27 protein-coding genes are annotated in these 25,850 nt (G+C 47.5%); all 27 read left to right on the forward strand.

Annotation, left to right across the window (positions count from 1 at the left end):
- Positions 1–264 precede the first annotated feature (264 nt).
- The 27 genes from MMB75_RS23185 to greA all read left to right on the forward strand — a co-directional run bounded on the left by MMB75_RS23185 (position 265) and on the right by greA (position 25,816).
- Positions 265–537, forward strand: a complete 273-nt coding sequence (locus MMB75_RS23185; RefSeq protein WP_007428028.1) for an HU family DNA-binding protein — start codon at positions 265–267, stop codon at positions 535–537.
- On the forward strand, positions 537–815 hold the full coding sequence (locus tag MMB75_RS23190) for an RNA-binding S4 domain-containing protein (RefSeq protein WP_016818913.1): 279 nt from the start codon (positions 537–539) through the stop codon (positions 813–815). The genes MMB75_RS23185 and MMB75_RS23190 overlap by 1 nt, the downstream gene beginning before the upstream one ends.
- A 178-nt stretch (positions 816–993) precedes the next feature.
- Positions 994–1,278 carry a sporulation protein YabP gene (gene yabP / locus MMB75_RS23195; RefSeq protein WP_013368685.1) on the forward strand — a complete coding sequence of 95 codons (285 nt, stop codon included), beginning with the start codon at positions 994–996 and terminating at the stop codon, positions 1,276–1,278.
- A complete protein-coding gene (yabQ, locus tag MMB75_RS23200; protein ID WP_019685738.1) occupies positions 1,275–1,853 on the forward strand; it encodes a spore cortex biosynthesis protein YabQ in 579 nt (192 codons plus the stop codon). Before yabP ends, yabQ begins: the two co-directional genes overlap by 4 nt.
- A 4-nt stretch (positions 1,854–1,857) precedes the next feature.
- Positions 1,858–2,187, forward strand: coding sequence for an FtsB family cell division protein (locus tag MMB75_RS23205; protein ID WP_013368687.1), 330 nt, complete (start codon positions 1,858–1,860; stop codon positions 2,185–2,187).
- Positions 2,188–2,310: 123 nt separating this feature from the next.
- The gene (locus MMB75_RS23210; protein ID WP_013368688.1) at positions 2,311–2,826 is read left to right on the forward strand and encodes a S1 domain-containing RNA-binding protein; all 516 of its coding nucleotides are present in this window, start codon (positions 2,311–2,313) and stop codon (positions 2,824–2,826) included.
- A gap of 506 nt (positions 2,827–3,332) precedes the next feature.
- Positions 3,333–5,840 (forward strand): stage II sporulation protein E, encoded by a 2,508-nt coding sequence (gene spoIIE, locus MMB75_RS23215; protein WP_019685739.1) that lies wholly within the window; start codon positions 3,333–3,335, stop codon positions 5,838–5,840.
- A gap of 126 nt (positions 5,841–5,966) precedes the next feature.
- A complete protein-coding gene (locus MMB75_RS23220; protein WP_016818910.1) occupies positions 5,967–6,716 on the forward strand; it encodes a vWA domain-containing protein in 750 nt (249 codons plus the stop codon).
- The gene (locus MMB75_RS23225; RefSeq protein WP_016818909.1) at positions 6,700–7,638 is read left to right on the forward strand and encodes a protein kinase domain-containing protein; all 939 of its coding nucleotides are present in this window, start codon (positions 6,700–6,702) and stop codon (positions 7,636–7,638) included. The genes MMB75_RS23220 and MMB75_RS23225 overlap by 17 nt, the downstream gene beginning before the upstream one ends.
- Positions 7,639–7,704: 66 nt before the next feature.
- Positions 7,705–9,153, forward strand: a complete 1,449-nt coding sequence (gene tilS, locus MMB75_RS23230; protein ID WP_222821989.1) for a tRNA lysidine(34) synthetase TilS — start codon at positions 7,705–7,707, stop codon at positions 9,151–9,153.
- A gap of 47 nt (positions 9,154–9,200) precedes the next feature.
- Positions 9,201–9,740, forward strand: coding sequence for a hypoxanthine phosphoribosyltransferase (gene hpt / locus MMB75_RS23235; protein WP_013368693.1), 540 nt, complete (start codon positions 9,201–9,203; stop codon positions 9,738–9,740).
- Positions 9,741–9,837: 97 nt separating this feature from the next.
- A complete protein-coding gene (ftsH, locus tag MMB75_RS23240) occupies positions 9,838–11,877 on the forward strand; it encodes an ATP-dependent zinc metalloprotease FtsH (protein ID WP_017427052.1) in 2,040 nt (679 codons plus the stop codon).
- 280 nt (positions 11,878–12,157) lie between these two features.
- Complete coding sequence (nadB, locus tag MMB75_RS23245; RefSeq protein ID WP_045245226.1) at positions 12,158–13,771, forward strand: L-aspartate oxidase; 1,614 nt, start codon at positions 12,158–12,160, stop codon at positions 13,769–13,771.
- Positions 13,761–14,651 (forward strand): carboxylating nicotinate-nucleotide diphosphorylase, encoded by an 891-nt coding sequence (gene nadC / locus MMB75_RS23250; protein WP_016818905.1) that lies wholly within the window; start codon positions 13,761–13,763, stop codon positions 14,649–14,651. The genes nadB and nadC overlap by 11 nt, the downstream gene beginning before the upstream one ends.
- Before the next feature lie 6 nt (positions 14,652–14,657).
- Entirely contained in the window at positions 14,658–15,425 is a 768-nt protein-coding gene (locus MMB75_RS23255) for a type III pantothenate kinase (protein WP_013308148.1), read from the forward strand.
- Between the two features lie 217 nt (positions 15,426–15,642).
- On the forward strand, positions 15,643–16,527 hold the full coding sequence (gene hslO / locus MMB75_RS23260; protein WP_025674491.1) for an Hsp33 family molecular chaperone HslO: 885 nt from the start codon (positions 15,643–15,645) through the stop codon (positions 16,525–16,527).
- Positions 16,528–16,547: 20 nt separating this feature from the next.
- Positions 16,548–17,498 (forward strand): peptidyl-prolyl cis-trans isomerase, encoded by a 951-nt coding sequence (locus MMB75_RS23265; protein WP_277511156.1) that lies wholly within the window; start codon positions 16,548–16,550, stop codon positions 17,496–17,498.
- A gap of 241 nt (positions 17,499–17,739) precedes the next feature.
- Positions 17,740–18,678, forward strand: a complete 939-nt coding sequence (gene cysK / locus MMB75_RS23270; protein WP_016818901.1) for a cysteine synthase A — start codon at positions 17,740–17,742, stop codon at positions 18,676–18,678.
- A gap of 129 nt (positions 18,679–18,807) precedes the next feature.
- Positions 18,808–20,430, forward strand: a complete 1,623-nt coding sequence (locus tag MMB75_RS23275; protein ID WP_277511157.1) for an anthranilate synthase component I family protein — start codon at positions 18,808–18,810, stop codon at positions 20,428–20,430.
- 5 nt (positions 20,431–20,435) lie between these two features.
- The gene (pabA, locus tag MMB75_RS23280) at positions 20,436–21,011 is read left to right on the forward strand and encodes an aminodeoxychorismate/anthranilate synthase component II (protein ID WP_016818899.1); all 576 of its coding nucleotides are present in this window, start codon (positions 20,436–20,438) and stop codon (positions 21,009–21,011) included.
- A 3-nt stretch (positions 21,012–21,014) separates the two neighbouring features.
- Positions 21,015–21,911: an aminotransferase class IV gene (locus tag MMB75_RS23285; RefSeq protein ID WP_045245227.1), complete on the forward strand. Its 897-nt coding sequence runs from the start codon at positions 21,015–21,017 to the stop codon at positions 21,909–21,911.
- Positions 21,908–22,774, forward strand: a complete 867-nt coding sequence (folP, locus tag MMB75_RS23290) for a dihydropteroate synthase (protein ID WP_045245228.1) — start codon at positions 21,908–21,910, stop codon at positions 22,772–22,774. The genes MMB75_RS23285 and folP overlap by 4 nt, the downstream gene beginning before the upstream one ends.
- 203 nt (positions 22,775–22,977) lie before the next feature.
- Positions 22,978–23,340 (forward strand): dihydroneopterin aldolase, encoded by a 363-nt coding sequence (gene folB, locus MMB75_RS23295; protein WP_013368705.1) that lies wholly within the window; start codon positions 22,978–22,980, stop codon positions 23,338–23,340.
- A 9-nt stretch (positions 23,341–23,349) separates the two neighbouring features.
- Complete coding sequence (gene folK, locus MMB75_RS23300) at positions 23,350–23,898, forward strand: 2-amino-4-hydroxy-6-hydroxymethyldihydropteridine diphosphokinase (RefSeq protein WP_017427046.1); 549 nt, start codon at positions 23,350–23,352, stop codon at positions 23,896–23,898.
- Positions 23,850–24,050 carry a helix-turn-helix domain-containing protein gene (locus tag MMB75_RS23305; RefSeq protein ID WP_080561116.1) on the forward strand — a complete coding sequence of 67 codons (201 nt, stop codon included), beginning with the start codon at positions 23,850–23,852 and terminating at the stop codon, positions 24,048–24,050. The genes folK and MMB75_RS23305 overlap by 49 nt, the downstream gene beginning before the upstream one ends.
- Positions 24,051–24,096: 46 nt before the next feature.
- On the forward strand, positions 24,097–25,125 hold the full coding sequence (gene dusB / locus MMB75_RS23310; RefSeq protein WP_019685747.1) for a tRNA dihydrouridine synthase DusB: 1,029 nt from the start codon (positions 24,097–24,099) through the stop codon (positions 25,123–25,125).
- Between the two features lie 214 nt (positions 25,126–25,339).
- Positions 25,340–25,816 carry a transcription elongation factor GreA gene (greA, locus tag MMB75_RS23315; RefSeq protein ID WP_013308160.1) on the forward strand — a complete coding sequence of 159 codons (477 nt, stop codon included), beginning with the start codon at positions 25,340–25,342 and terminating at the stop codon, positions 25,814–25,816.
- Positions 25,817–25,850: the final 34 nt, after the last annotated feature.

A 25,850-nucleotide genomic window follows, 5' to 3' on the forward strand; every position in this document is an offset into this window, starting at 1 on the left:
AGCTTGAGCAGACTTGCCAATGGGCAGAGTTTTGTAGTAGGATGTTGGCTTAACTGGGGGTCGAATAAAAAACGCCTGTCATTGCAGGATTTTTAAGGACAAGCCCGAATAACTTGTAATAATTCTGAAAATAACTGTAGCCTATAGTTAACATGTTACAGTAGTATTCAGAAAGGCTACGGCCACAGTTGGACCTCACGTCTGCTCCATTTATGGATATGTAGCGTGATGATTATTTTTTGACATTTAGGAGGCTTTTATCTTATGAACAAGACAGATCTGATCAACAATATTTCCAGCAAAAGCGGTTTGAGCAAACGTGACGTTGAAGCTGTATTGAATGGCGTACTTGGTGAAATTACAGATGCACTTGCGAGTGGCGACAAAGTACAACTGATCGGCTTTGGTACTTTCGAAACGCGCAAGCGTTCTAGCCGTACAGGCCGCAATCCACAAACCGGCAACACGATTGAAATTCCAGAATCGACCGTTCCTGCTTTTAAAGCCGGTAATAAGCTTAAAGAAGCCGTTAACTAATGCGTCTTGATAAATTCTTGAAAGTCTCGCGGCTGATTAAGCGTCGTACAGTAGCCAAGGACGTCTCTGAACAAGGGAGAGTGCTGGTGAATGGACGCGAAGCCAAGCCGAGCAGTGCGGTCAAAGTGGGCGATGAAATTACCGTCCAATTTGGCCAGAAGCTGGTGACCGTGCGAGTGGAACGGCTCGCCGACACTACACGCAAGGACGAGGCTGCAAGTATGTACACTTTGGTAAAGGAAGAGCCTATTGCCAGGGACAACGGTTTGAACTGGTAAGCAGACATCTGATTTTCTCATAACGTTGTACATAGAAGCATTCCTTCATATCTTATGAAGGGATGCTTTTTCTTTTGGATGATGAGCTTTCGTCTAATATATGCTCGTGAATAACCAATGCGGTTCTAAATCATGCCCACCCCTTCATAAGCTAAGAACAGAAGGAGGGGTACATGCCATGATTGAACAAGGGAAGTCCAAGCACCATGATCTGCGCATGCAAAGCCGCAAGCAGCTCGACATTTCAGGCGTCAGCAATGTGGAGAGCTTTGACAGTGAAGAGTTTTTGCTTCAGACCGAGCTGGGCCATCTCACCATTCGCGGACAACATTTACATATCAAAAACCTCAGTCTGGAAGAGGGGCTGCTGTCCATTGAAGGTCTGATTACTTCCCTCGTCTACCTAGAGCCTGGGGCCCCGGCCAAAAACGGAAAAAGCCTATTCGGCAAGCTCTTCAAATGAACCCTTACACACAATGGCTGACATTGACGTGGATGCTATTGTCGGGCATAGCGATGGGAGTGGTATTTGACAGCTACCGGGTGCTGTCAATCCGCTTTCATTTTGCCCGTTGGAGTGTTCATATGTTGGACGTGCTGTATTGGGTGGCCTCGGCTTTGTTTATTTTCCGTGTGCTATACGCGAGTAATCGCGGTGAGCTGCGGTTTTATGTCTTTTTAGGACTACTTTTGGGGGTTTGGCTCTATTTTTGGGCCTTTAGTGTTACAACCCAACGTTTTGTGGTAATGTTAATAGAGATCGTTCGCAGACTGACGTTGATCGTGAACAGCATACTGCGCATCCTGATTGTTCTTCCGGTGTTAGCGCTGTATCGGCTGTTACGCAAGCTGGTCGGATGGACATGGGCACTTATTGTGTTCCTAGGAAGGATGCTGATATACATCCTGATGCCGGTTTGGAAGCCGATTCTTTGGTTGATCCGTCCGCTTATAGCGCGCTGGAAGACGCCAGATCTGCTCATAAAGCTAGGTATCAGACTGAAAAATACAGCAAAAAGATGGTTTGGAAGGGGGTAGTATCATGCGTAATTCGTCTGTAGATCGCCATTCATCTCCTACGTCCAAGTCCAATGCGGGCGGGCGCAGGCGAATCATGATTTGGTTGCTATCGCTTGCCGCCTTTGGTAGTTGGGCCATATTCACCTTTTTTTCTCAAGGCATGATCATGGCCGATCGAAGTGAACAGCTCACCCAGAAGGAAAAACAGAAGCAAGCTGCTACACAAACGGAACAACAGCTTCAAACCGAAGTGAATCGTCTCAAGGACCCTGAGTACATTGGAGAAATTGCTAGAAGCAAGTACGGTCTTTACAAACCGGAAGAGACGCCAATCATCGGAGATCAAAAATAGAGGCATTATCGGGCCAATGCTTAGTTGACCTTGGTTCCGCCATTTTGTATAATCAAATCACCACAGCGGGATTTTTTTGCAAAAAAATCGGTTGTATATTTTAAGGGAGGATCATTTTATTCTATGGCAATTGAAGTGGGCACCAAGTTAGAGGGCAAAGTGACAGGCATCACGCATTTTGGAGCATTTGTGGATTTGTCTGGAGGTGTCACGGGTCTCGTTCACATCTCGGAAATCGCCGATAATTATGTTAAGGATGTTAACGACCACCTGAAGATTAATGATGTTGTGACGGTGAAAGTCATTAATGTTGACAAAGATGGCAAAATCGGACTTTCCATTAAGCAAACGATTGATAAGCCGGCAAGTGAAGCCCGTCCCCCAAGAGCTCCAAGACCGGAGCGTACAGGAGGACCAGGCGGAGGAGACCGTTTTGGCGGCGGAGGTTCAGGTCCAAGTCAGGGACGCGGTGGTGGTTTCAACCGCGATCGTGGAGGCCGTTCTTTCAAGCCTGCACCGGGTAAACCTTCATTTGAGGATAAAATGTCACGCTTCCTGAAAGATAGTGAGGAACGCATTTCGTCGCTGAAAAAGAACACCGAAGGTAAACGCGGAGGACGCGGCGCGAAGCGTGTTTAATTCACTTTGACAACCGTATCAACCATACACGGAAAACCGTACAGTCGAAAGACTGCTACGGTTTTTTTGCGTTCTACCGACAAGAGATGCGACAAGCTGTGGCTGCGGGCAATACATTTGGGCGGAGGTGTACAGGCACATTTTTAAGATTAGTAGTTTCATGAAGAAGAGAAGAAGCATCGTACTGAAATGTTGGATGTTTTTTTTGTCGTGTGGACATAATCGTCCGACAAACTCCAACGGTTTTCCGTCTATCTTCTGTGCAAATCGCTAGTCTGGGCATCAGGGTGGACGACATACAGAGGCCGTGCAAGGCGTGGAGTGATACAACTTCCATCTGCTTCCATACGGGCGCAGCTTGATGTACAGGGGGATGCTCTGTCCTTTCGCGCGGCACGTTTTTTTGTCGGAAATTTCTTGGAATAAGACGTGAGGTTCTGACAAACTTTCTCAATCGTTCCGGTTTAAGATGAGAACATCAAATTGATGAATGGGGTGCCTGACGCATGATGGAGAAATGGAACGTGGTACATTTTCCGGGGTTAAAATCTAGAAAGTCCAAATCCAAAGAGCGTACGGAAGGTTGGCCTTCCAGACTCAAGAAACGGCTCGATTCACATAAAATGGTGCAATGGGTAACCGCGCAAAGATGGATGCTGCTATTGTCAGCTATGGGAGTTCTACTGGGACGCGCCACTATTTTGGACGAGCTTTCTCCTTTTGCCCTCGCTTATTTTGCGGTCATTACGTTCCTTCGGCGTGATCTAATGCTGCCTGTAGCTGTATCCGTTGTGCTAGGCAGCCTGTTAGCTCCTTACCCATCGTTGTTCATGATTGGTGGTGAGCTAATCGTATTTTATCTCCTGTATCGCGGGCTACGTACCTTCGATCGTCTGGAATTATCCTATGCCCCGCTTATGGTCTTCTTGTCTGTGTTTATGGTCAATTTATTTAACGCCGTGATGGCTCCGGCTTTTACATGGTATGAGCTTGTCATTGTGGGAACGGATGCGGTGCTCAGTTTTATGCTTACATTGGTGTTCACACAGGCCATACCGCTGTTTACGTACCGCAAGAAGGCAAGCCAATTGAAGAACGAAGAAATTTTGTGTCTGATTATTCTATTAGCCTCTGTGATGACGGGAGCAGTAGGATGGACCGTTCATTCACTGTCTGTCGATCATGTGCTTTCACGATATTTGGTCTTGGTGTTTGCTTTGGTGGGAGGTGCTTCGTTGGGTGCCTCGGTCGGTGTGATTACCGGTTTAATTTTAAGCCTGGCCAATATGTCCGCAATTGTGCAGATGAGTCTACTTGCTTTTGCAGGTTTGCTGGCAGGAATGCTGCGTGAAGGGAGAAAAGGTGCAGTGGCTCTTGGCATGCTGTTGGGCTCCTCCATTTTGACGATCTATTTGGATGGGACTGGGGACGTGTTGACATCAACCTGGGAGAGCTGCGCGGCAATTCTATTATTTTTAATGACTCCAAAAAGTTTCTTTAAAGCGGTTTCTACCTATGTCCCTGGTACGCAGGATCACGCCAAGTCCCAGCATGAATATGCCAAAAGAGTTCGTGATCTCACTGCCGAGCGGGTGACGAAATTTTCCCGTGTATTCAGCCAGCTATCGCGCAGCTTCCATCAGATATCTGCGAGTGAGGGAGCAAAACCGGACGGAGAAATGGAACACTTTATGAATGCGGTGGCGGAAGGAACCTGTGCCTCTTGCTTTAAGTGCGAGCAGTGCTGGGACGGCAAGTTTATGCAAACCCATCAGTATATGACGGAAATGATGAGCGCCATTGAGGATAATCCTGATTTGGAGCCGGAGCAGATGCCGCCACAATGGAGCAAGGCATGTGCCAAGACGGGCGCTGTCCTGCAGGTAATGAAGCAGCAGTATAGTCTCTACCAACATAATATGCAGTGGAAGCGCCAAGTATACGATAGTCGTCAGCTTGTTGCTGACCAGCTATCCGGTGTATCGCAAATTATGGAGGATTTAGCGCGGGAAATTCAGCGAGAAGGGCAGACCATGCATCGGCAGGAAGAGCAAATCCGAGAGGCTCTTGATCGACTCGGCTTGTCCATCCAATCCATTGAGATTATTAGCCTGGATGCAGGTCAGGTTGAAATAGAGATTGTCCATGCCTATACAAGGGGATTTGATGAATGTCGGAAAATCATTGCTCCACTGCTGTCGGACATACTGGACGAGCATATAGCTGTCATGCGCGAAACGGCGGCAGATCGCCGCCAAGGCTTGGCTACAGTCATGTTCGGCTCTGCTAAAACGTATGAGATTGCTACAGGAGTAGCTAGTGCGGCCAAAGGAGGCGATTTCTTCTCAGGAGACAGTTATAGCATGATGGAGTTAGGGAATGGGACTTTCGCAGTCTCTTTAAGTGACGGTATGGGGAACGGAGAGCGTGCGCAGCAAGAGAGCAGTGCAGCACTTAACATTTTGGAAGAACTACTGCAATCAGGTATGGACGAAAAATTAGCGATCAAGTCGGTTAACTCTGTCCTGATGCTCCGATCACCTGAGGAAATGTATGCTACGGTGGATATGGCGCTGATTGATCAGTATACGGCCCGGACAACCTTTATGAAGATTGGATCTACACCGAGCTTTATTAAAAGAGGGGAGGAGGTCATTCCCGTATCTGCAAGCAATTTACCGATTGGCATTATACAGGATATCGAGGTTGATTTGGTGTCACTGCAACTCCAGCCAGGAGATATTCTCATTATGATAACAGACGGTATATACGATTCACCGGGTTATGCAGTCAATAAAGAAATATGGATGAAACGCATGATTCAGGAAATTGAAAGTGAGGATCCACAGGAACTGGCCGATTGTTTGCTAGAACGGGTTATTCGATACCAACAAAATCAAATCTATGATGATATGACTGTAGTTGTTAGTAAAATTGATCACTTTCGCCCAGAGTGGGCCACCCTTCATGTACCTGGCATGAGGTGGTTGGAACGTCCGCGGACGGTGAGCTAGACTGACATTGCCCGGGAAATTGCTTATTCATTTTTAAAAATCCGCATCCTTCGTTTGAATCGTTCCGGATTAGGCAAAGATAGAATCTATCGGAATAGATTAAGAGGAAGCGGAGGTCAAAAAGCGATGAAGCAAATTTTGATCATTACAGATGGATGCTCTAACGTAGGGGTTAGCCCAGTGATGGCGGCTGCCCAAGCTTTACGTGAGGGAATTACAGTGAATGTCGCCGGAGTCATAGATTATGGAACCATCGGCGAGCTTGGGAGCGCAGAGATTCAGGAAATTGCTAAAGCAGGGGGAGGGTTTAGCCAAATCGTCGGTACGAAGCAGTTGGCACAAACCATGCAAATGATGACGCGCAAAACAGTGGTTCAAACGATTCAGCAGGCGGTTAATAGAGAGTTAACGCACATTTTGGGTGAGGGCGGCGCCCGGCATATCGGTGAACTGCCTCCGGCCAAACGAGCCCAGGTAGTTGAGGTAATGGATGAACTGACAGAAACAAGCCCTCTGGAAATTGCTTTACTCATTGATGCAAGTGCAAGCATGAAGCCTAAGCTGCCTGCTGTAGAGGATAGTATCCGCGATTTGCTGCTCAGTTTACAGTCCAGAAGCGGACTCAGCCGTATATCTGTATTTCATTTTCCGGGTGGACGAATGGGAGAAGACGCAGTCATGGATATCGGGTGGACCTCTGAGCTAGACCAGATCAAATCGATATTCGGACGCTTGCGGATGAAAGGAGCGACACCGACAGGACCAGCCATTTTACAAGTGATTGATTATTACCGATATGTTACACTAGGGGAACAGAAAGATCTGGAAGAATCCTATGGCAAAGGAGAAGGGATGCTCGGTGACTACGTCGTCTGATCCCGTTCTTGCACCCGGAACGGTCATCAAGGGCAAGTGGAAGCGGAGTAGCTATGTCATCCAGCGCTTGCTGGGCCGGGGAGCGAACGGAACTGTATATTTGGTAAAAGAAGCACAGGCCGATCGGCAATTTGCTCTCAAAATGGGAAAGAACACGCTTGATCTGCAATCGGAGATTAATGTGCTGACCACATTACAGTCTCAAGGGACTCAGGCTGCCCTCCAGCGGAATGGGAATCCTTCCTTCTTGTTTGAAGTGGATGATGTAGTGTTACGCAATGGGGAGATCCCCTTTTATGTTATGCGATACGTTAAAGGAGATCCGCTTCATAAATTTGTGGCAGCCAAAGGGTCTGAATGGTATGGTGTGGCTGGGACTGGCATACTGAATCGTCTGGCCGATCTCCATCAGGCAGGATGGGTGTTTGGCGACCTGAAGCCTCAAAATATATTGGTCAATGCCTATGGAGAGGCTGAGTTGATTGATTATGGTGGCGTGTCCCTTGCAGGTCGGAGTGTTAAACAATTTACAGAATGGTACGATAGGGGATTTTGGAATGCTGGTAGCCGAAATGCTGATCCCCAGTATGATCTGTTTGCCTTTGCTCTTTTAACGGTTCATATATTGGAGAGCGAATCGTTAAAGGCGGCTGCGAGTAGGCTGCCGCAGCTACGTAATACGGCAGAATTGACAGTCATTATTCGTCGCAGTCGTGTATTACGCCCCTACGCCGAATGGCTGCTGGGTGCAGTACGTGGCGAATATTCCGATACTCGTGCAGCGGCCCGAGCTTGGTCGCGTCTGGCTTCCGCGCATGTCAGGCAATCATCTGTCAAAAGAGGAAATCCACGCTGGTTGGGATATGCTTTCACGGTATCGCTTTTGCTGCTTGCTGGAGCGCTCTGGATTGCGTTAAGGTAGCAGCATGACTTACATAAGATAACATAGGATCATCATTTTTACGGTCGGGAGAAAAGAGGGTCGTGAATGGGAACAACAAAACCGACCGGTGTTGTACAGGAAGTGCTCGCTTTGGCGCGAGAACATTCCCTGTGGAGCCCCGGAGACCGCATTGTGGTTGCTGTATCCGGCGGACCGGATTCGGTGGCCCTTTTGCACATTTTACATGAAATATCCGTTATACATATGCCATTACAACTTGTCTGCGCTCATGTTCATCATGGCTTCAGGCCAGAGGAATCGGATGCGGAGGCTGAAGAGGTACGCAATATTGCCCGAAAGCTCAAGCTTCCATTTGAAATGATCCGGGTTGATGCACCCGCTTATATAAAGGAAAGCGGCAAGGGTCCACAGGAAGCGGCCCGTGAGCTACGGTACAGCTTTTTACATGATACGGCTACGAAGTGGGAGGCACAGCATATTGCTATGGCTCACCATGGCGATGATCAAGCGGAAACAGTCCTCTTGCACTTGCTGCGCGGTAGCGGACCGGCGGGTTTGGCGGGTATGCGTTTGGCACGCACCGAAAAAAATGTGCAACTCATTCGCCCGCTGCTTCGTATGTACAAGGCTGACTTGATTGAGTATTGTAACTTTTATGGTCTTTCCTATGTGACAGACAGCACTAATTTATCGACCAAATACCGTCGTAATGCCATCCGCATGGATGTGCTTCCTTTTTTGGGGCAATATAATGAGCAACTGACACCGTCCCTGAACCGGCTGGCCGAAACGATGGCTGACGAAAATGATTTTATGGAGGCAGCTACACTGTCGGTATACGAGAAAATGGTGCATTTCAATAATGGCAGGTACATGTTTTCCATCGCATCATACCGTAAGCTATCCGTTGCTTTACAACGGAGGTTGATTAAACTAATATTAAATTATCTGCCTTCGGACAGTGGAAATTTTGATTTTCGTAAAATTGAGACCGTTCGACTAAGACTTCTCCAGGAGACAACTTCTACATGGAGCTTGGACTTGGGCGGCGGTGCGGTTGGAGTCCGCGAATATGACCAGGCGGTTTTGTTTGACCGTACGCAAGTCGTTATGGGTGAATGGAGCTATGGACTGAGCGTATTGCCTATTTCCGGTGAGCTTGAGTTGCCTGAAGCGGGTGGTATACTCCGGTGGCAAAGAGCTTCCTATTTGGATGGACAACATCCGGCGAATGAGGAAGAAGCATGGTTCGACGCAGATGAATTGACTCTGCCGTTGACTGTACGCTCGCGATTACCTGGAGATACCATGTATGTAATGGGATTAAACGGAAGAAAAAAGGTTAAAGATATTTTTATTGATGAAAAAATACCTCCTTCAATGCGTTCCGTTATTCCCATCGTCTGCGACCATTCTGGAGTTGTTCTCTGGATTCCGGGCGTACGACGTTCTGTACATGCTGCGGTGCAAAAGCACACGTCTTCGGTTATATATATGTCATGGCAAAGACGAGAGAGTCCGGGGCACCGGTAATTGCGCAGGAACGGCTTTCATAGTATAAACTTAGGAGGTTTACACCGTTGCAAAATGATATTCAGGAAGTATTGATCAGTGAAGAAGAAATCCAGAGTAAAATCAAGGAATTAGGCGCACAGCTTAGCGTGAAATATGAAGGGAAAAATCCATTGGTGATTTGCGTGCTGAAGGGTGCGTTTATCTTTATGGCCGATTTGGTTAAATCCATTACAGTGCCGTTGGAACTTGATTTCATGGCTGTATCTAGTTATGGAGTATCCACCAAATCATCAGGAGTCGTTAAAATCATCAAAGATTTGGACGCTTCCGTAGAAGGACGCGATGTTCTGATTGTCGAAGATATTATCGACAGTGGTCTGACACTGACACATTTGATTGAATTGCTTAAAAATCGTAATGCCAATTCGGTATGTGTCGTAACTTTGTTCGACAAGCCTGCACGCCGGACCGTTAACCTTGAAGCTGATTACACCGGATTTACACTTCCGGATGCGTTTGTTGTCGGCTATGGTCTGGACTATGCCGAGCACTACCGGAACCTCCCATACATAGGGATTTTGAAGCCGGAAATCTACACCAGCTAATCTCAGCCTCCAGTCCTAGGACTAAATAGGGTCCTTTGTTGAGAAGGGCTTACAGGCTATGGTAAAATAACTTAAGTGTCTCGAGAGGAGGTAGGGGATGAATCGGTTCATCCGGAATTCTGGTTTTTATTTGATTCTTTTTTTAGTTGTGGTGGGTATCGTTCAGTTTGTTAGCAACAGTAACGAAGCCTCCGATCTCCCTAGATATGACCAATTACGGCAAGAGGTTAAAGCTAATAACATCTCTAAAGTAACGGTCCAATTTGACGGTTACGCCTATCTTGTAACCGGTGCATATAAGAAGCAGCCGGCTAATGCTAAATCAACCAATTTTTCCGTATACGTTCCGCCAACGGATCAAGCACTAAGTGAACTGGTGAATGCCAGCGAAACGAACGGGTTTGAATACGTACAGAAGAAAATGGAAGGCGAAAGCATTTGGCTGACATTTTTGACTTCTATCATTCCTTTGGTGATCATGTTCCTGTTGTTCTTCTTCCTGTTTAATCAGGCACAGGGCGGTGGCGGCAAAGTAATGAACTTCGGCAAGAGCAAAGCCCGTCTGTATAACGAAGAGAAGAAGAAAGTTACCTTCGAAGACGTAGCAGGGGCTGACGAAGAGAAGCAGGAGCTTGTCGAAGTCGTAGAATTCTTGAAGGACCCACGTAAGTTCGCAGCCGTGGGCGCTCGTATTCCAAAAGGTGTTCTGTTAGTGGGCCCTCCAGGTACGGGTAAAACACTCTTGGCGAGAGCTGTTGCAGGCGAGGCCGGAGTGCCGTTTTTCAGTATCTCAGGTTCTGATTTTGTAGAAATGTTCGTCGGGGTCGGTGCTTCCCGTGTTCGTGACTTGTTCGAGAATGCGAAGAAGAACGCACCTTGTATCATTTTTATTGATGAAATTGATGCCGTTGGACGTCAACGTGGTGCCGGATTGGGTGGCGGACATGATGAACGTGAGCAAACGCTCAACCAATTGCTCGTAGAGATGGATGGATTTGGGGCAAACGAAGGCATTATCATCGTTGCTGCTACTAACCGTCCGGATATTCTTGATCCAGCCTTGCTTCGTCCGGGACGTTTTGACCGTCAAATTACGGTTGACCGTCCAGATGTTAAAGGTCGCGAAGCAGTATTGCATGTACATGCACGCAACAAACCATTAACGAAGGATGTTAAATTGGACGTCATTGCGAAACGTACAACAGGCTTTACGGGCGCTGATCTGGAAAACTTGTTGAACGAAGCTGCCTTGCTGGCCGCTCGTCGCAACCGTAGAGATATTTCGATGCGAGAAGTAGATGAAGCTATCGACCGCGTGATCGTAGGTACTGAAAAACGCAGCCGCGTAATCAGTGACCGCGAGAAACGAATTGTTGCTTATCATGAAGCAGGGCATACGATTATCGGTTACTTCTTGGAGAATGCCGATATGGTTCACAAGGTAACCATTATTCCACGTGGACGTGCAGGCGGATATGTCATCATGCTTCCGAAGGAAGACCGCATGCTGACAACCAAGCAGGAATTGCTGGACAAAATCACTGGATTGTTGGGTGGACGTGTTTCCGAGGAGCTGTTTATTGGTGAGATCGGAACAGGGGCTTATAGTGACTTCCAGCAAGCGACAGGCATTGCGCGTAGCATGATCGTGGAATACGGTATGAGTGAGAAGCTCGGCCCGATGCAGTTCGGAACTTCCCAAGGTCAAGTATTCCTTGGACGTGATATCGGTCATGAGCAAAACTACAGTGATCAGATTGCTTATGAGATTGACCAGGAGATGAATCGCTTCATCACTGACTCCTATGAGCGTGCTAGAGAACTCTTGACGAAGTATTCGAAAGAGGTTCATTTGATCGCTCAAACCTTGTTGGAAGAAGAAACTCTGGAGCTTGAACAAATCAAACGTTTGATCGAGACAGGTTCTTTGAACGGCAATACGAATGAGGGAGAAGGAACACCGGAAAACGGTGAGCCTGTGATCGACAACATCGGTGATGTTCGTGTACGTATTCAAGGTAAGGATGACGAGCCTAAGAATACAACAGATCAACCGAACGATATCCCTAATCTGCAAAAACCAGAGGATGATAACAATTCAGGCAATTCCGGCGGTACTCCACCGACAACAACCTGATCATCTGATGGATAGTTGAATAAGCATATATGTAAGCTTCGGGGAACCAGATCCTATTGGTTTCCCGAAGCTTTTTTAAATGTGGAAGATTATTGCTGACGTGATTTGACAGACACAGGAACGTTGTGTACATTTATTGTTAAATAAACGGCTGTCGCCTTCCTAGCTTAAAAGGCCAACAGCCGCTGCAATCGACTTACTATCATTTTGAACATATCCGTGAGCGCATACTGTACGATCTATGGTGTGCGCTATTCTTCTGTGAAATCAGGTGAAAGGCATGATTCCAAGATATCTAGTTGATTTTGATGTAGCGGAATTGACCCAATACGAAGCCGACGTCTTAATCATCGGCTCCGGTATTGCGGGCTTATATACAGCGATTAAGGCTGCGGAGAATCGGAAAGTGTTGCTGATTACCAAGAAAACTTTAATGGAAAGCAACACACGTTATGCTCAAGGTGGCATTGCTGCTGTCACATCGGACGAGGATACACCGGCTTATCATATGCAAGACACTCTGATTGCTGGTGCAGGTATGTGTGAACCCGAGGCGGTCAGAACGCTTGTTCATGAAGGACCAGACGGTATTAAAGAGTTAATACGATTGGGGACAGCCTTTGACCGTGTGGATGGTGAACTAGCGCTAACCCGAGAGGGGGCGCATAGTCATCGTCGCATTTTGCATGCAAATGGAGATGCCACCGGTTATGAAATCGTGCGTGCCTTGTCACAGCAGGTTGTCGCCCATCCCGGTATTCAGGTGTGGGAAGAGTGCATGGTCATTGACCTGCTGACTGAGCATGGTGAGTGTATTGGGGCCCTCGTTCAAATGCCAGATGGAGAAAGGTCGTATATCACTGCCAATGCAACCATTTTGTGCTCAGGAGGTAGCGGGCAATTATACCGTTACACGACTAACCCGGATATCGCAACTGGGGACGGTATTGCTATGGCTTATCGTGCGGGGGCAGTTGTACGGGATATGGAATTCGTACAGTTTCATCCTACGGCGTTGTGCCATCCGGGCGCTCCAAGGTTTCTAATTTCCGAAGCCGTACGGGGAGAAGGGGCCGTGTTACGCAACATTCATGGAGAACGCTTCATGGATAAGTACGATTCCCGACAGGAGCTTGCACCCAGAGATATCGTAGCTCGTGCGATCATCCATGAGATGGAACGCACTCAGTCTACGTTTGTATACCTGGATATTACACACGAGCCGCCTGAGCGGGTAAAGCAACGTTTTCCGACGATTTATCGGACATGTCTGTCATATGGTTTGGATATGACGACAGGCTGGATTCCCATTGCTCCTGCTGCCCATTATATGATGGGTGGTATCCAGACTAATCTATACGGGGAAAGCTCCGTTAGGCGTTTGTTCGCTTGTGGAGAGACTTCTTCCACAGGTGTTCACGGTGCTAATCGTCTGGCGAGCAATTCGTTATCTGAAGCTATTGTGTTCGCCAGCAGGATTATCGAGCGGCTGCATTCATTGCCACCGCTGGTCGGCCATACTTTGATATCTTACAGTGATAACCGTGCAGAGTTCCAGGCTTCATCCGTCGTGGGACAGCGACATAAGCTGCAAGAAACGATGGTTCATTATGCTGGAGTTCGTCGGCATAGTGAAGGGCTGCAAGCAGCTTTAGAAGAGCTGCACGGGCTAGTGTCTGTTTTTCAGGCTGTGATCACCAGCCGGGAAGAGATCGAATTCGCCAATTTGCTCACCTGTGCTTTATTAGTAGCAGATGGTGCGCTACTGCGTGAGGAGAGCCGGGGGGCACACTATCGTGAGGACTTCCCTGAGACAGATGATCGCATGTGGCGAAAGCATGTCCAGCAGCGACGTGAGCAAGGCATAACGGAGGAGAGCGTTCATGACATCTAACAGCGAGCTTTATGGAGAGTTTAGCGGATATCAGGAAGAACTGACGGCACAAATTCGCAGCTGGCTGCGAGAAGATACAGGTTCTGGCGATGTGACCACACGTTGGACGATTGAGCCGGGTCACCAATCCAAGGCTGTCATTCATGCCAAAGAGAGCGGCGTGATTGCGGGTTTACCTGTGGCTGAACTTGTATTTCGAGTAGTGGACCCTTCCTTGTCGTTCACTCCGTTGGTGACCGATGGCCAATGGATTGAAAAGGGGAGCGTTTTGGCAGAAGTGAATGGGAGTACTCATGCGATTTTGACCGGGGAGCGATTGGCATTAAATTTACTTCAGCGGATGTCCGGTATTGCAACGCGGACGCGGACTTTTATAGATCAACTGCATGGACTTTCCACGCGCTTGGTGGACACACGTAAAACAACGCCAGGACATCGACTGTTAGAGAAGTATGCTGTGCGTGTAGGTGGCGGCTCGAATCATCGCTTTGGTCTGTACGATGCGGTTATGATTAAGGATAATCATATTAAGGGCGCGGGTGGGATTGCACAGGCGGTCAGCCGAGCGCGCGCGCATATACCGCATACAATGACGATCGAAGTAGAGACGGAAAACATGACGCAAGTCCGGGAAGCTCTGGAGGCTGGGGCGGATATTATTATGCTGGATAACATGTCCGTCCCAGATATGAAGGAAGCCGTTCGCTTCATTCGTGAACAGGCCCCACACGTCAAAACAGAAGCCTCAGGCAATGTATCGTTGGATACAGTGCGTGAGATGGCTGAGAGCGGCGTAGATGTGATTTCTGTAGGCAGGCTGACATACTCTTTTCATAACCTGGATATCAGCCTTGACCTTAACGCTAAGAAAGATAGGTGACACCGATTGATTCTTGTAGTGGATGTAGGTAATACCAATATTGTTCTAGGAATGTATGAAGGGCGCGAGCTGTTGCACCACTACCGGATCAGCACCTCCAGACAGGCAACAGCGGATGAATACGGCGTACTCATACATAATCTTTTTAGTATGGGCGGCGTATTAAAGGATGACATTCAGGGAGTTATTATTTCCTCTGTCGTTCCGCCGTTGGTCCGTGTATTAGAGGAAATGTGCGATAAATATATAGGCAAAACGCCGTTAATCGTCGGACCGGGAATCAAGACCGGTCTTAACCTGCGTTACGAGAATCCGCGTGAAGTAGGTGCGGATCGGATCGTGAACGCTGTTGCGGCTGTAGAACGGTTCGGCGGGCCTCTCGTTGTGGTGGATTTTGGAACGGCGACGACGTTTGATTGTATTGACGATAAGGGAAACTATCTGGGTGGAGTCATTGTGCCGGGTATCGGCATTTCGACAGAGGCACTGTATCAACGGGCTTCCAAGCTCCCTCGTATCGAGTTGGAGAAACCCAAAAAGGTTATTGGTCGGAATACGGTCCATGCCATGCAAGCCGGGATTATTTTCGGTTACGCTGGGCAAGTGGATGGCATTGTGAGGCGCATTAAGGAAGAAATGCAGGCAGAACCCACGGTTATTGCTACCGGAGGTCTTGCAGAGCTAATCGCATCAGAGACAGAGAGCATTCAGAAAGTGTTGCCGATGTTGACGCTCGAAGGATTACGCATCATTTACCAACGTAACGCCGAATAAAAAGTGGATATAAGCTGCCGCTGAGTCAAGCCGATGATCTTATCGGTTTGGATTAGCGGCGTTTTTCGTCTATACTGAAATATGTTACGTTTTTGAACAATTCGGTGATCTGTTAAGGCAGGTTGTTTATATAGTGGGAAATGATGTTTCAAGGATGAGGAAATACTAACGAAAATAAGCAGCATGGCTGCCTTGGATAATAGGGGAGGATATCAATATGGAAAATAAACAGGATCGACTTATTCGCGGCACAGCCATGGATGGAAGGGTCAGAGCTTTTGCAGTTCGGACAACTCAATTGGTAGAGGAGTTGCGGAGAAGACATGATACTTATCCTACAGCAACCGCTGCTTTGGGACGAACCCTCACAGCGGGTGCAATTATGGGTTCTATGCTAAAAGGCAAAGAACGATTGACCATTCAAGTCAAAGGCGATGGACCGATTGGGCAAATTGTCGTTGATGCCAATGCTGTAGGAGAAGTGAGGGGTTATGTTACTGAACCGCACGTGCATTTGCCGAGCAATAGTATGGGCAAACTGGATGTAGCGGGTGCCGTAGGTACAGAGGGATTCATTCATATTATCAAGGATTTGGGGTTAAAAGAACCGTACCGCGGTAGTATCCCGATTATTTCCGGTGAGCTCGGTGAGGACTTTACCTATTATTTTGCCAAATCCGAACAGACTCCGTCAGCGGTGGGTTTGGGTGTGCTGGTAGATACGGATAACTCCGTTATTGTGGCCGGCGGATTTATTATTCAGTTGCTTCCAGGTCTGAATGATGATGAGATTACTGCTATCGAAAATGCAGTTGGCTCAATTCCACCCGTTACCGCTCTGCTGGATCAAGGGCTGGAGCTTGATGAAATGCTGCGTTGGATGCTGCCGGACGTTCGAGTTCTGGATGAAATGGATATCCATTTTCAATGTGAGTGCTCACGCGAGCGCGTGGAAAAAACATTGATCAGTCTGGGAGAAAGTGAATTAAAGCAATTAATTGAGGAAGAAGGACAGGCTGAGGTCGTGTGTCACTTTTGTAATGAGGCTTATCAGTTTAATAAGGATGAATTGCAAAATCTGTTAGATCAAGCCAAGGCCTAACCGGATAGGCGGTGCAAGCGATGACTACACGGGAAAAGGGATTATGGACAGCTGTCATTATTCTGACCGTTAGCGTCGCCGCCTTGGGTGGTCTTATCATGCTTCGGGGGCTGTTAAAGCCGGGTGATGTAAGCAAGGATGACGGCGATCATACTGTGGCGGAGATGGGTCAGGAAGGCATATCGGAAGAACAGTGGGTAGCGGAACTGAAAAAGCGATATGGAACGAATACGCTGTTGCAAATGTTGAATCGTAAAGCCGTGCAGGCTGAAGCCAAGCGTCTCGGTATTAAGATCACCCAAGAGGATTTACAGCAAGTGCTGGAGCAGGATAGTAAAGGGTACGACTCAGAACATGCCTACTTTGAGGAAATGCAGCGACAGTTTGGCTTAAATCCGGTTGACTTGCGGAATGAAGCGGAGTACCGGATTGGCTTGGAGAAAATAGCCACCCAAGGTATTCATGTTGAGGAAACGGAGATTGACGAGTATTGGGAACAGCACCCCGAAGAGTTTGCCGTTGGTAAGCAGATCAAACTGGCAGCTATTTATGTGGCTAAAGCAGAGGAAGCAGAGACGTTGCTCGATCGGGTCAAGCAAGGAGAAAGCTTCGACATGCTGCTTCGGGAGCATTCAGTCTCAGGTAACCCTCTTGGCGAGGATCACAGCGGACAGTTGGGATGGTTGGATGAATATGATCCATTTCAACCAGAGGCAGTCATGAAGGCGGCGAGAGAACTAAGCTCCGGGGATGTTGCAGGTCCCATCTCTGTTAATGATGGCTATGCGGTCATTTATGTACAGGATGTCAGACTAAAGAATTCTCCCGATAAGCAGCAAATTCGCCAGCAAATCCGTCGCTCTCTTGCGCTTGCACAAGCCGCTCCTTTGGACGAGGTCGAAAAGAGTCTGCGTGATAAATATGGAGCTCGTATTTTATCTGGGAAAGAGGCACCCTCTGCTTCTCTTTAGCATAGTGAAAGGATCTTGCTTTTGATGAAGATACGGTGCCGATAACGCGGGAGAACAGCCTATTGGCTTATTTACTTGTATTGACATTGGAATTGAAGATTGTTATGATTAGCGTATAAAACCAACTATTTTTATCGGAAATTAAATGAACGGCATAAAACTAAGATAGATTTACCTAGAATCATCTACAATATGTTTTCGCAATTTTTAATATATCATCTACAGTCAGGGAGGAATTATCATGGCTAAAGTTGTTAATAACATCACCGACCTCATCGGGGAGACTCCCCTCGTTCGCCTCAACCGGATCGTACCGGAAGATAGCGCTGAAATTTATTTGAAACTCGAATATCAGAACCCGGGCTCCAGTGTAAAAGACCGTATTGCGATTAGTATGGTGGAAGAAGCTGAGCGTGAAGGTCTGCTTAAGCCGGGCGGTACCATTATTGAAGCAACTAGCGGTAACACAGGAATCGGCCTGGCTATGGTTGCTGCTGCGAAGGGATATAAAGCAGTAATTGTTATGCCAGAAACGATGAGTATAGAGCGTCGTAATTTGTTGCGTGCTTATGGAGCCGAACTTGTGTTAACACCTGGCTCAGAGGGTATGAACGGATCTGTTAAAAAAATGGAAGAGCTATTGAGCGAAAACCCGGATTATTTCGCTGCCGAGCAGTTCAAGAACAAAGCCAATATCAAAATTCACCGTGAAACGACGGGTCCTGAGATCGTAGAAGCGATTCGCTCCATTGGTGGCACGCTGGATGCTTTTATAGCAGGTATAGGGACTGGTGGAACCATTTCCGGTGCTGGAGAAGTGCTTAAAAAAGAATTCCCTGATATTAAAATCGTGGCTGTAGAGCCCGCTTCTTCCCCATTGCTAGCAGGCGGCAAGCCAGGACCTCACAAAATTCAAGGGCTGGGTGCAAACTTTATTCCTGAAATTCTAAATCGCGATATCTATGATGAAATTTTTCATGTAGAAAACGATGAAGCTTTCGAGGTAGCGCGTAGAGTGGCCAAGGAAGAGGGCATTTTGTCCGGTATTTCTTCTGGCGCGGCTGTTCATGCAGCCTTGAAGCTTGCTAAGCAATTGGGCAAGGGTAAGCGGATTGTTGTCATTATTCCAAGTAATGGCGAACGTTACCTGAGTACACCACTATACAATTTCGAGCTGTAATTATGTCGTAATTGTGTATACTATACGTAAGGAAACCCTCATTTCCCTGTAACCGGGGGGGATGAGGGTTTCTTTGTAGGGAGAAAATGCAGACTTTTGGCATAGTAAGGGAAGGGGTAGCACACACAGATGAAATGGACAGCTAGAGTGACGGAGGCGCAGTGGCAAACCTGGCAGAAGGAAGGCTGGAATGTACTTCCCTATATTGTTGAGTACCCTTTGCCCGTAGGCGGTTTACCTTCATCGTGGCGGAGGGCTTGGGAGGATTCGTCGCCATATGCCTTCTTGCTGGAGAGCGCTAAAGGTGGAAGATATACGTATCTAGCCTTGAATCCGGTTGCTATATTGGAAGGCAAGGGAGAACAAGCAGTTTGGACTGATTTGCAAAGCGGGGAGCATGGTGCTATACATGGACAACCTTTGACAGTCATGAACGATTGGATCGCCCCTTACCGTGCGCCACGTGTACCTGGCATGCCTTTTTTCTCTGGGGGATTTGCAGGCTACCTGGGCTACGATGTAGCTCGCTCGTTAGAGCGTTTGCCAACTCAAGCTGCAGACGATACCGATATACCTGATTATGTGTGGATGCGGGTGAATGAGCTATGGATTTATGATCATGAAACATCATGCCTATACTGTGCTGTTCATATGCCTAACCCTGTCCGCTTCGGTGAATTCAGTAGTCAGACTGATTTGGCAAATGAGGTTATGTTGAATGAGACCGCATCGATACTTGGCAAGCATTATACGGAAGCGGTCCAACGTACAGAACGCATGGTGACTCAGTGGAAGAACATTATACATGCGGGAGAGACTGATCCAGCTTACCCTCTTCGTTGTGCTCGGCTGTCCGAAAAAGGATTAGAGGCTGTTCATCAGGAATCTGAGGGCTGGAAAACGGCATTCAGTCAACAAGATTTTGAACATGCTGTGAAACGTGTGCAGGAATACATTGCTCAAGGGGATGTATTTCAGGTGAACTTGTCGATTCGTCAGAAACGTACGCTTGCAGCCCTTCCTGAGAATATATATGAATGGCTTCGTCTGCTGAATCCTTCCCCTTATATGGGGATGCTGCGCATGCCAGATTTGCGGATTGTCAGTGGCTCACCGGAATTGCTGGTGAAGCTGGAGGATGGACGTGTGAGTGCCCGACCTATTGCAGGTACGAGAAGAAGGGGACTAACACCGGATGAAGATGCCGCTATGGCCGCAGAGCTTCTATCAAGTGAAAAAGAACGAGCCGAGCATATTATGCTCGTCGATCTGGAGCGTAACGATATCGGACGGATTGCTGAATACGGATCGGTGCATGTTCCTGAATTGTTGACTGTCGAATATTATTCGCACGTTATGCATCTGGTTTCTCAGGTTGAGGGGAAGTTAGCCACGGGTCGTACAGCTATAGACGTAATTGCTGCTACCTTCCCGGGTGGAACCATTACCGGAGCTCCTAAGGTGCGTACGATGGAAATTATTGAAGAGTTAGAGCCCGTCCGTCGGGGTCCTTATACGGGGTCCCTTGGATGGATTGACTATAATGGTAATATGGAATTAAATATTATAATAAGAACATTAGCTGTTCAGGGCAATACTGCCTATTTACAGACAGGTGCGGGTATCGTCATTGATTCAGACCCGTACAGAGAATATCGGGAGTGTCGGAACAAGGCCAGAGCTGTCATGAAGGCGGTACAATGTGGGGAAGAAGAAGCCGCTTTGAGCAGGAGCGGTATCACAGGAGGGTGAGTCTAATGATTTTGGTGATTGATAATTATGATTCATTTACGTACAATCTTGTTCAATATCTGGGTGAACTTGGCGAAGAAGTAACCGTAAAACGGAATGATGAGATTGATGTGAAAGGCATAGAAGAGCTGGCACCAGATCACATTTTGATCTCGCCGGGTCCATGCACGCCGAATGAAGCGGGAATATCGCTGGATGTAATCAGCCATTTTAAAGGCCGGATTCCGATTTTTGGCGTGTGTCTCGGTCACCAGGCCATCGGACAGGCTTTTGGCGGTAAGGTTATCCGGGCTGATCGTCTCATGCACGGCAAAACGTCACCGATTCTCCATCACAATACCTCAGTATTTGAAGGCCTGCCTTCTCCATTTACAGCCACCCGGTATCATTCATTGCTTGTAGAGCGCGAGAGCCTGCCTGAATGTCTAGAGATTACCGCTGAAACCGCAGAGGGTGAAATTATGGGTTTGCGGCATAAAGAATTTGCCGTAGAAGGAGTCCAGTTCCATCCCGAATCCATTATTACGGACTACGGGCATCAACTGTTGCGCAATTTCCTAAAACGCAAGGTAGGCGTCTGATTTATGAGATATATCGGAGTCAATGGCGTCCTCACGGAAGCCGCAAAAGCCGTGATTCACGTAAGTGATCACGGCTTTTTATACGGAATGGGCTTGTTTGAGACATTCCGCACCTATAACGGGGTTCCCTTCCTGCTGGATCGGCATCTACGTCGACTGGAGGAAGGCTGCCGAATGCTCGGCATTCCTTTTCAACCGGATAAGGAGCAGCTTACGAAACACATCCAGCATCTGATGGTGGCAAATGGGCTGGATGAAGCCTATATCCGCTACACCGTATCGGCGGGTGAAGAGGCACTGGGCTTGCCATCTGGTGACTACACGCGGCCCAACCATATTTTGTTCGCCAAGCCGCTGCCCTCTACAAATACACAAACCGAGCAGTCCTCAGCGCCTTCGGCGCTTCAGTTGCTACGAACCCCCAGAAATACTCCGGAGGGGGAGGTTCGATTAAAATCGCTCCATTATATGAATAATATTCTTGCGAAGCGGGAACTTCAGCAGTATGCCGAGGCTGTCCATTATAAGGCTGAAGGAATAATGCTTACGGCCAACGGTTTTCTGGCAGAGGGAATAGTTAGCAATCTGTTTTTTGTGCGGAATAATACGCTGTATACCCCTGACTTGTCTACAGGAATTCTGCCAGGCATTACACGTGAGTTCATTTTGGAGTTGGCGGACCTGCGAGGCATTCCATGTGAGCAAGGGTTATACCACTGGGATGAGCTGAAACAGGTTGATGAAATTTTTATGACCAACTCTATACAAGAAATACGACCCGTGGATTTATTGTTGGAGCCGGGAGGCGTAACAAGTCATTTATCGGTGCCCTTGGCGCAGACCGAGTCCATAACAGCTTTGCTGTTGCATGATTATAGGCAGAAAGCAGGGATGAAGTGAATATACCAACTCTTTATGAACGCAGCTATCAAATGGGGGATGCCAAGCTTACACTCGGGCATTCCACCCATATTATGGGCATACTTAATGTGACCCCGGATTCTTTTTCTGATGGAGGATTACATTATAATCCAGAGATTGCTGTTTTACATGCATTGAAGCTAGTGGAGGATGGAGCGAATATCATTGATATTGGTGGGGAATCTACCCGTCCGGGTCATGAACCAGTAGGTGTGGAAGAGGAACTGGCTAGGGTCATTCCGGTCGTCCAGGCAATCCATCGTATTGCACCGCACATCCCATTATCTGTGGATACTTACAAAGCCGAAGTAGCCAGACAGGCGCTTGAAGCAGGCGCACACATCATTAATGATGTGTGGGGGTTTAAGGCAGACCCCGATATGGCACGAGTAGCAGCTGAATTCGATTGTCCGGTCATTTTGATGCATAATCGTCACGACCGTAACTATACCGATTTGGTTTCTGATATGCTGTCCGATTTACAAGAAAGTATCCAATTAGCACTGAAAGCAGGGGTCCGTAAGGAGCAGATCATTTTAGACCCAGGCATCGGTTTTGCCAAAGACTATGATGAAAATATTCATGCCATGACTTCTCTTGATACATTAAGTCAGCTGGGATTTCCGCTGTTGTTGGCTACGTCGCGCAAAAAATTTATCCGTACAGCACTGGATTTGCCAGTGGATGATGTAGTGGAGGGAACTGCGGCTACCGTGGCCTTTGGGATTGCCCAAGGGTGTCAGATTGTGCGTGTACACGATGTGGCACAAATCAAGCGCACTGTACGTATGTGTGATGCGATGGTGTACGGGTCTAAAAATCCACTGAGTTATGGTGGGTAAAGCCCGCTTCACGATCCTTTGATTCTACGATCGCTGTTGCAATGGGATTCTTTTGAATTGATAAATTATATATCTGTAAGAATCCCGTTAAGTATATGCTTACGATGTAGCTTTTCCTTGAAAAGCTTTGGAGGCGAGCGATATGAAACTTTTATGTGGAACTTATATAGATAAAATCAAAAAAACAGGGGGACTTACCTAAGATGGATAAAATGAAATTGCATCGCATGGAGTATTACGGATATCACGGCGTTTTTCCCGAGGAACGTAAGCTGGGACAGCGTTACTATATTGACTTGGAACTGGAGCTTGATCTGCGTGAAGCAGGGGAGCAGGACGCTTTGGACAAAACGGTTAATTATGCTGAGGTGCATTATACCGTGAAAGATATCGTAGAAAAGGAATCTTACCAATTGATTGAAGCTTTAGGCGAACGTATTGCATCTTCCCTACTGGACACTTATACTAGTGTCAATGCACTGACTGTCAAAGTGACGAAGCCGCATCCGCCGTTTGATATTCATTTTCAGGGTGTGACGGTTGAGCTTTATCGCGCAAGAAAGTAGGAACGATACATGAATGCACATTCGACCTCTGAGGCATCAGAGGCTTATATTGCTTTAGGGGCTAATTTGGGGGAGCGTGAGCATACCCTGTATGAAGCCATTACCGCACTGGACGAACATCCGGCGATACGAGTGCTGCGCTGCTCCAGTCTGTATGAAACAGAGCCTGTTGGATATCTGGATCAGCCTTCTTTTTTGAATATGACGGTAGCCGTATCGACAACACTTGCTCCAGAGGAGCTTTTGTTTTATATGCTGGACGTGGAGAGTCGTCTGGGAAGGGTAAGACATATTCCTAACGGTCCACGAACCATTGATCTGGACTTGTTGTGGATGGAAGCGGAACAACTGGCTACGACGGATTTGGAGCTTCCTCACCCTCGTATGTTGGAGCGTGCTTTTGTGCTGGTTCCCTTGGCTGACATTGTTCCGAACCAAGATTCGTCCGGTCTGTACAGTATCGTGCATACTGCATTGAATTCTGTGGATGGAAAGGACGGCATACAGCTTTGGAAAACTTGCAGCTGGCGCAACGACTCCGCGCCTTTCGGAAGCTAAAAGGGTTCACCCAGCAGGAGTTGGCAGACCGAACGGGCATATCTTTGACTGTATTAGGTGCTGTAGAGCGAGGTAACCGTGCAGTAGACCCAGACATGCTAAACATCATTGCCCAAACGCTAGAGATTGAAGTCCGGGAATTGACGGAATGAAGATAAGTATACGATATATAAAGAAGGAGTAAAGGAGGGAACGGATATGCTGAAAATCGGCGACATTGAAATGAAAAACCAAGTCGTCCTGGCACCAATGGCAGGCGTGTGCAACCCTGCTTTTCGCTTGATCGCCAAGGAATTCGGTACAGGCTTGGTATGTGCAGAAATGGTTAGTGATAAGGCCATCATTCACGGCAACAAGCGTACACGCGAGATGCTGTTTGTAGATGAGCGCGAGAAGCCGCTTAGCTTGCAAATTTTCGGGGGCGACCGCAAATCTTTGGTGGAAGCAGCGAAAGTCGTAGACCAGGAGACGAATGCAGATATTATTGACATCAATATGGGCTGCCCGGTTCCCAAAGTGACCAAATGTGATGCAGGTGCTCGTTGGCTGCTCGATCCAAACAAGATTTATGAGATGGTATCCGCAGTAGTGGAATCGGTGAGCAAGCCGGTTACCGTGAAAATGCGTATCGGTTGGGATAGCGAGCATATTTACGCAGTAGAGAACGCTCGTGCTGTTGAACGTGCCGGAGGTCAGGCCGTCAGCGTACATGGCCGTACACGTGAGCAATTGTATACGGGGCATGCGAATTGGGATATTATAAAAGAAGTTAAAGAAGCAGTATCCATTCCTGTCATTGGAAATGGTGATGTGTTAACTCCGGAAGATGCCCGCCGAATGTTGGATTTGACCAATTGTGATGGCGTTATGATTGGACGCGGCGCTCTGGGGAATCCATGGATGCTGTACCGTACGATTGAGTATTTGCAGACGGGTAAGCTGTTGCCCGATCCATCACCGGAAGAAAAAATCCGTATTGCCATTCTGCATATGGACCGTCTGGTGGCGCTGAAAGGCGAAGCAGTAGCTGTTCGTGAAATGCGCAAGCATCTGGCTTGGTACCTCAAGGGGATTAAAGGTTCTGCACGTATTAAGGATGTAATTATGGAAGAAACAAAGCGCGACGATATGGTACGTATTTTGAATCAATTTGTATCTCAATTGCACATGGTGGAAAACGAAGGGTCTTCTACAAGCGCTGCTTCTCCTGTTACTGTTGCGCAATAAGGAAGCAGTTCCGGCTTGTGCATGCGATTGACTTTTCCAATTGCTTGCCCTATAATCGTTCAGTATAAAATCTTGATGTATACTACAAATTGTATGCAGCTCTCAAGACAACAGCAGGAAATGTTCTCATTCCCTCAGAGTGGCATATTATGTTTTGAAAGCGTGCATTCCGATGCACTTTTAAACTTTTCCCATGACAGGAGAATCGGTTGAGATGAGCGATAAAGAAGTCATTCTGACACAGGAAGGCCTTAGAAAGCTCGAAGATGAGCTTGAGAACTTAAAGTCTGTCAAACGCCGCGAAGTGGCTGAACGGATTAAGGTAGCCATCGGATACGGAGATATTAGTGAAAACTCCGAATACGAGGATGCGAAGAATGAGCAGGCCTTTATTGAAGGCCGTGTAATTACTTTAGAGAAGATGCTACGTAATGCCCGTATTATCAATAGCGATGAAATTGACACCGATGTTGTGGGAGTAGGGGCAACTGTAACCGTTGAAGACTTGGAATTCGGGGATATTACAGAGTATGCTATCGTAGGTTCTGCCGAATCCGACCCGCTCCAAAACAAGATCTCCAATGAAAGCCCGGTTGGCAAAGCTATTCTCGGTAAGAAAAAAGGAACTGTTGTAGATGTAACCGTTCCAGCAGGTGTTATTCAATATAAAATCGTGGATATCAAGAAATAAAAACACGGACTTTGGAATTTAATGTAAAAGCTTC

Origin of the sequence: Paenibacillus sp. P2(2022) (genome assembly GCF_029522175.1) — a bacterium.
GTDB classification, from domain to species: Bacteria; Bacillota; Bacilli; order Paenibacillales; family Paenibacillaceae; genus Paenibacillus; species Paenibacillus polymyxa.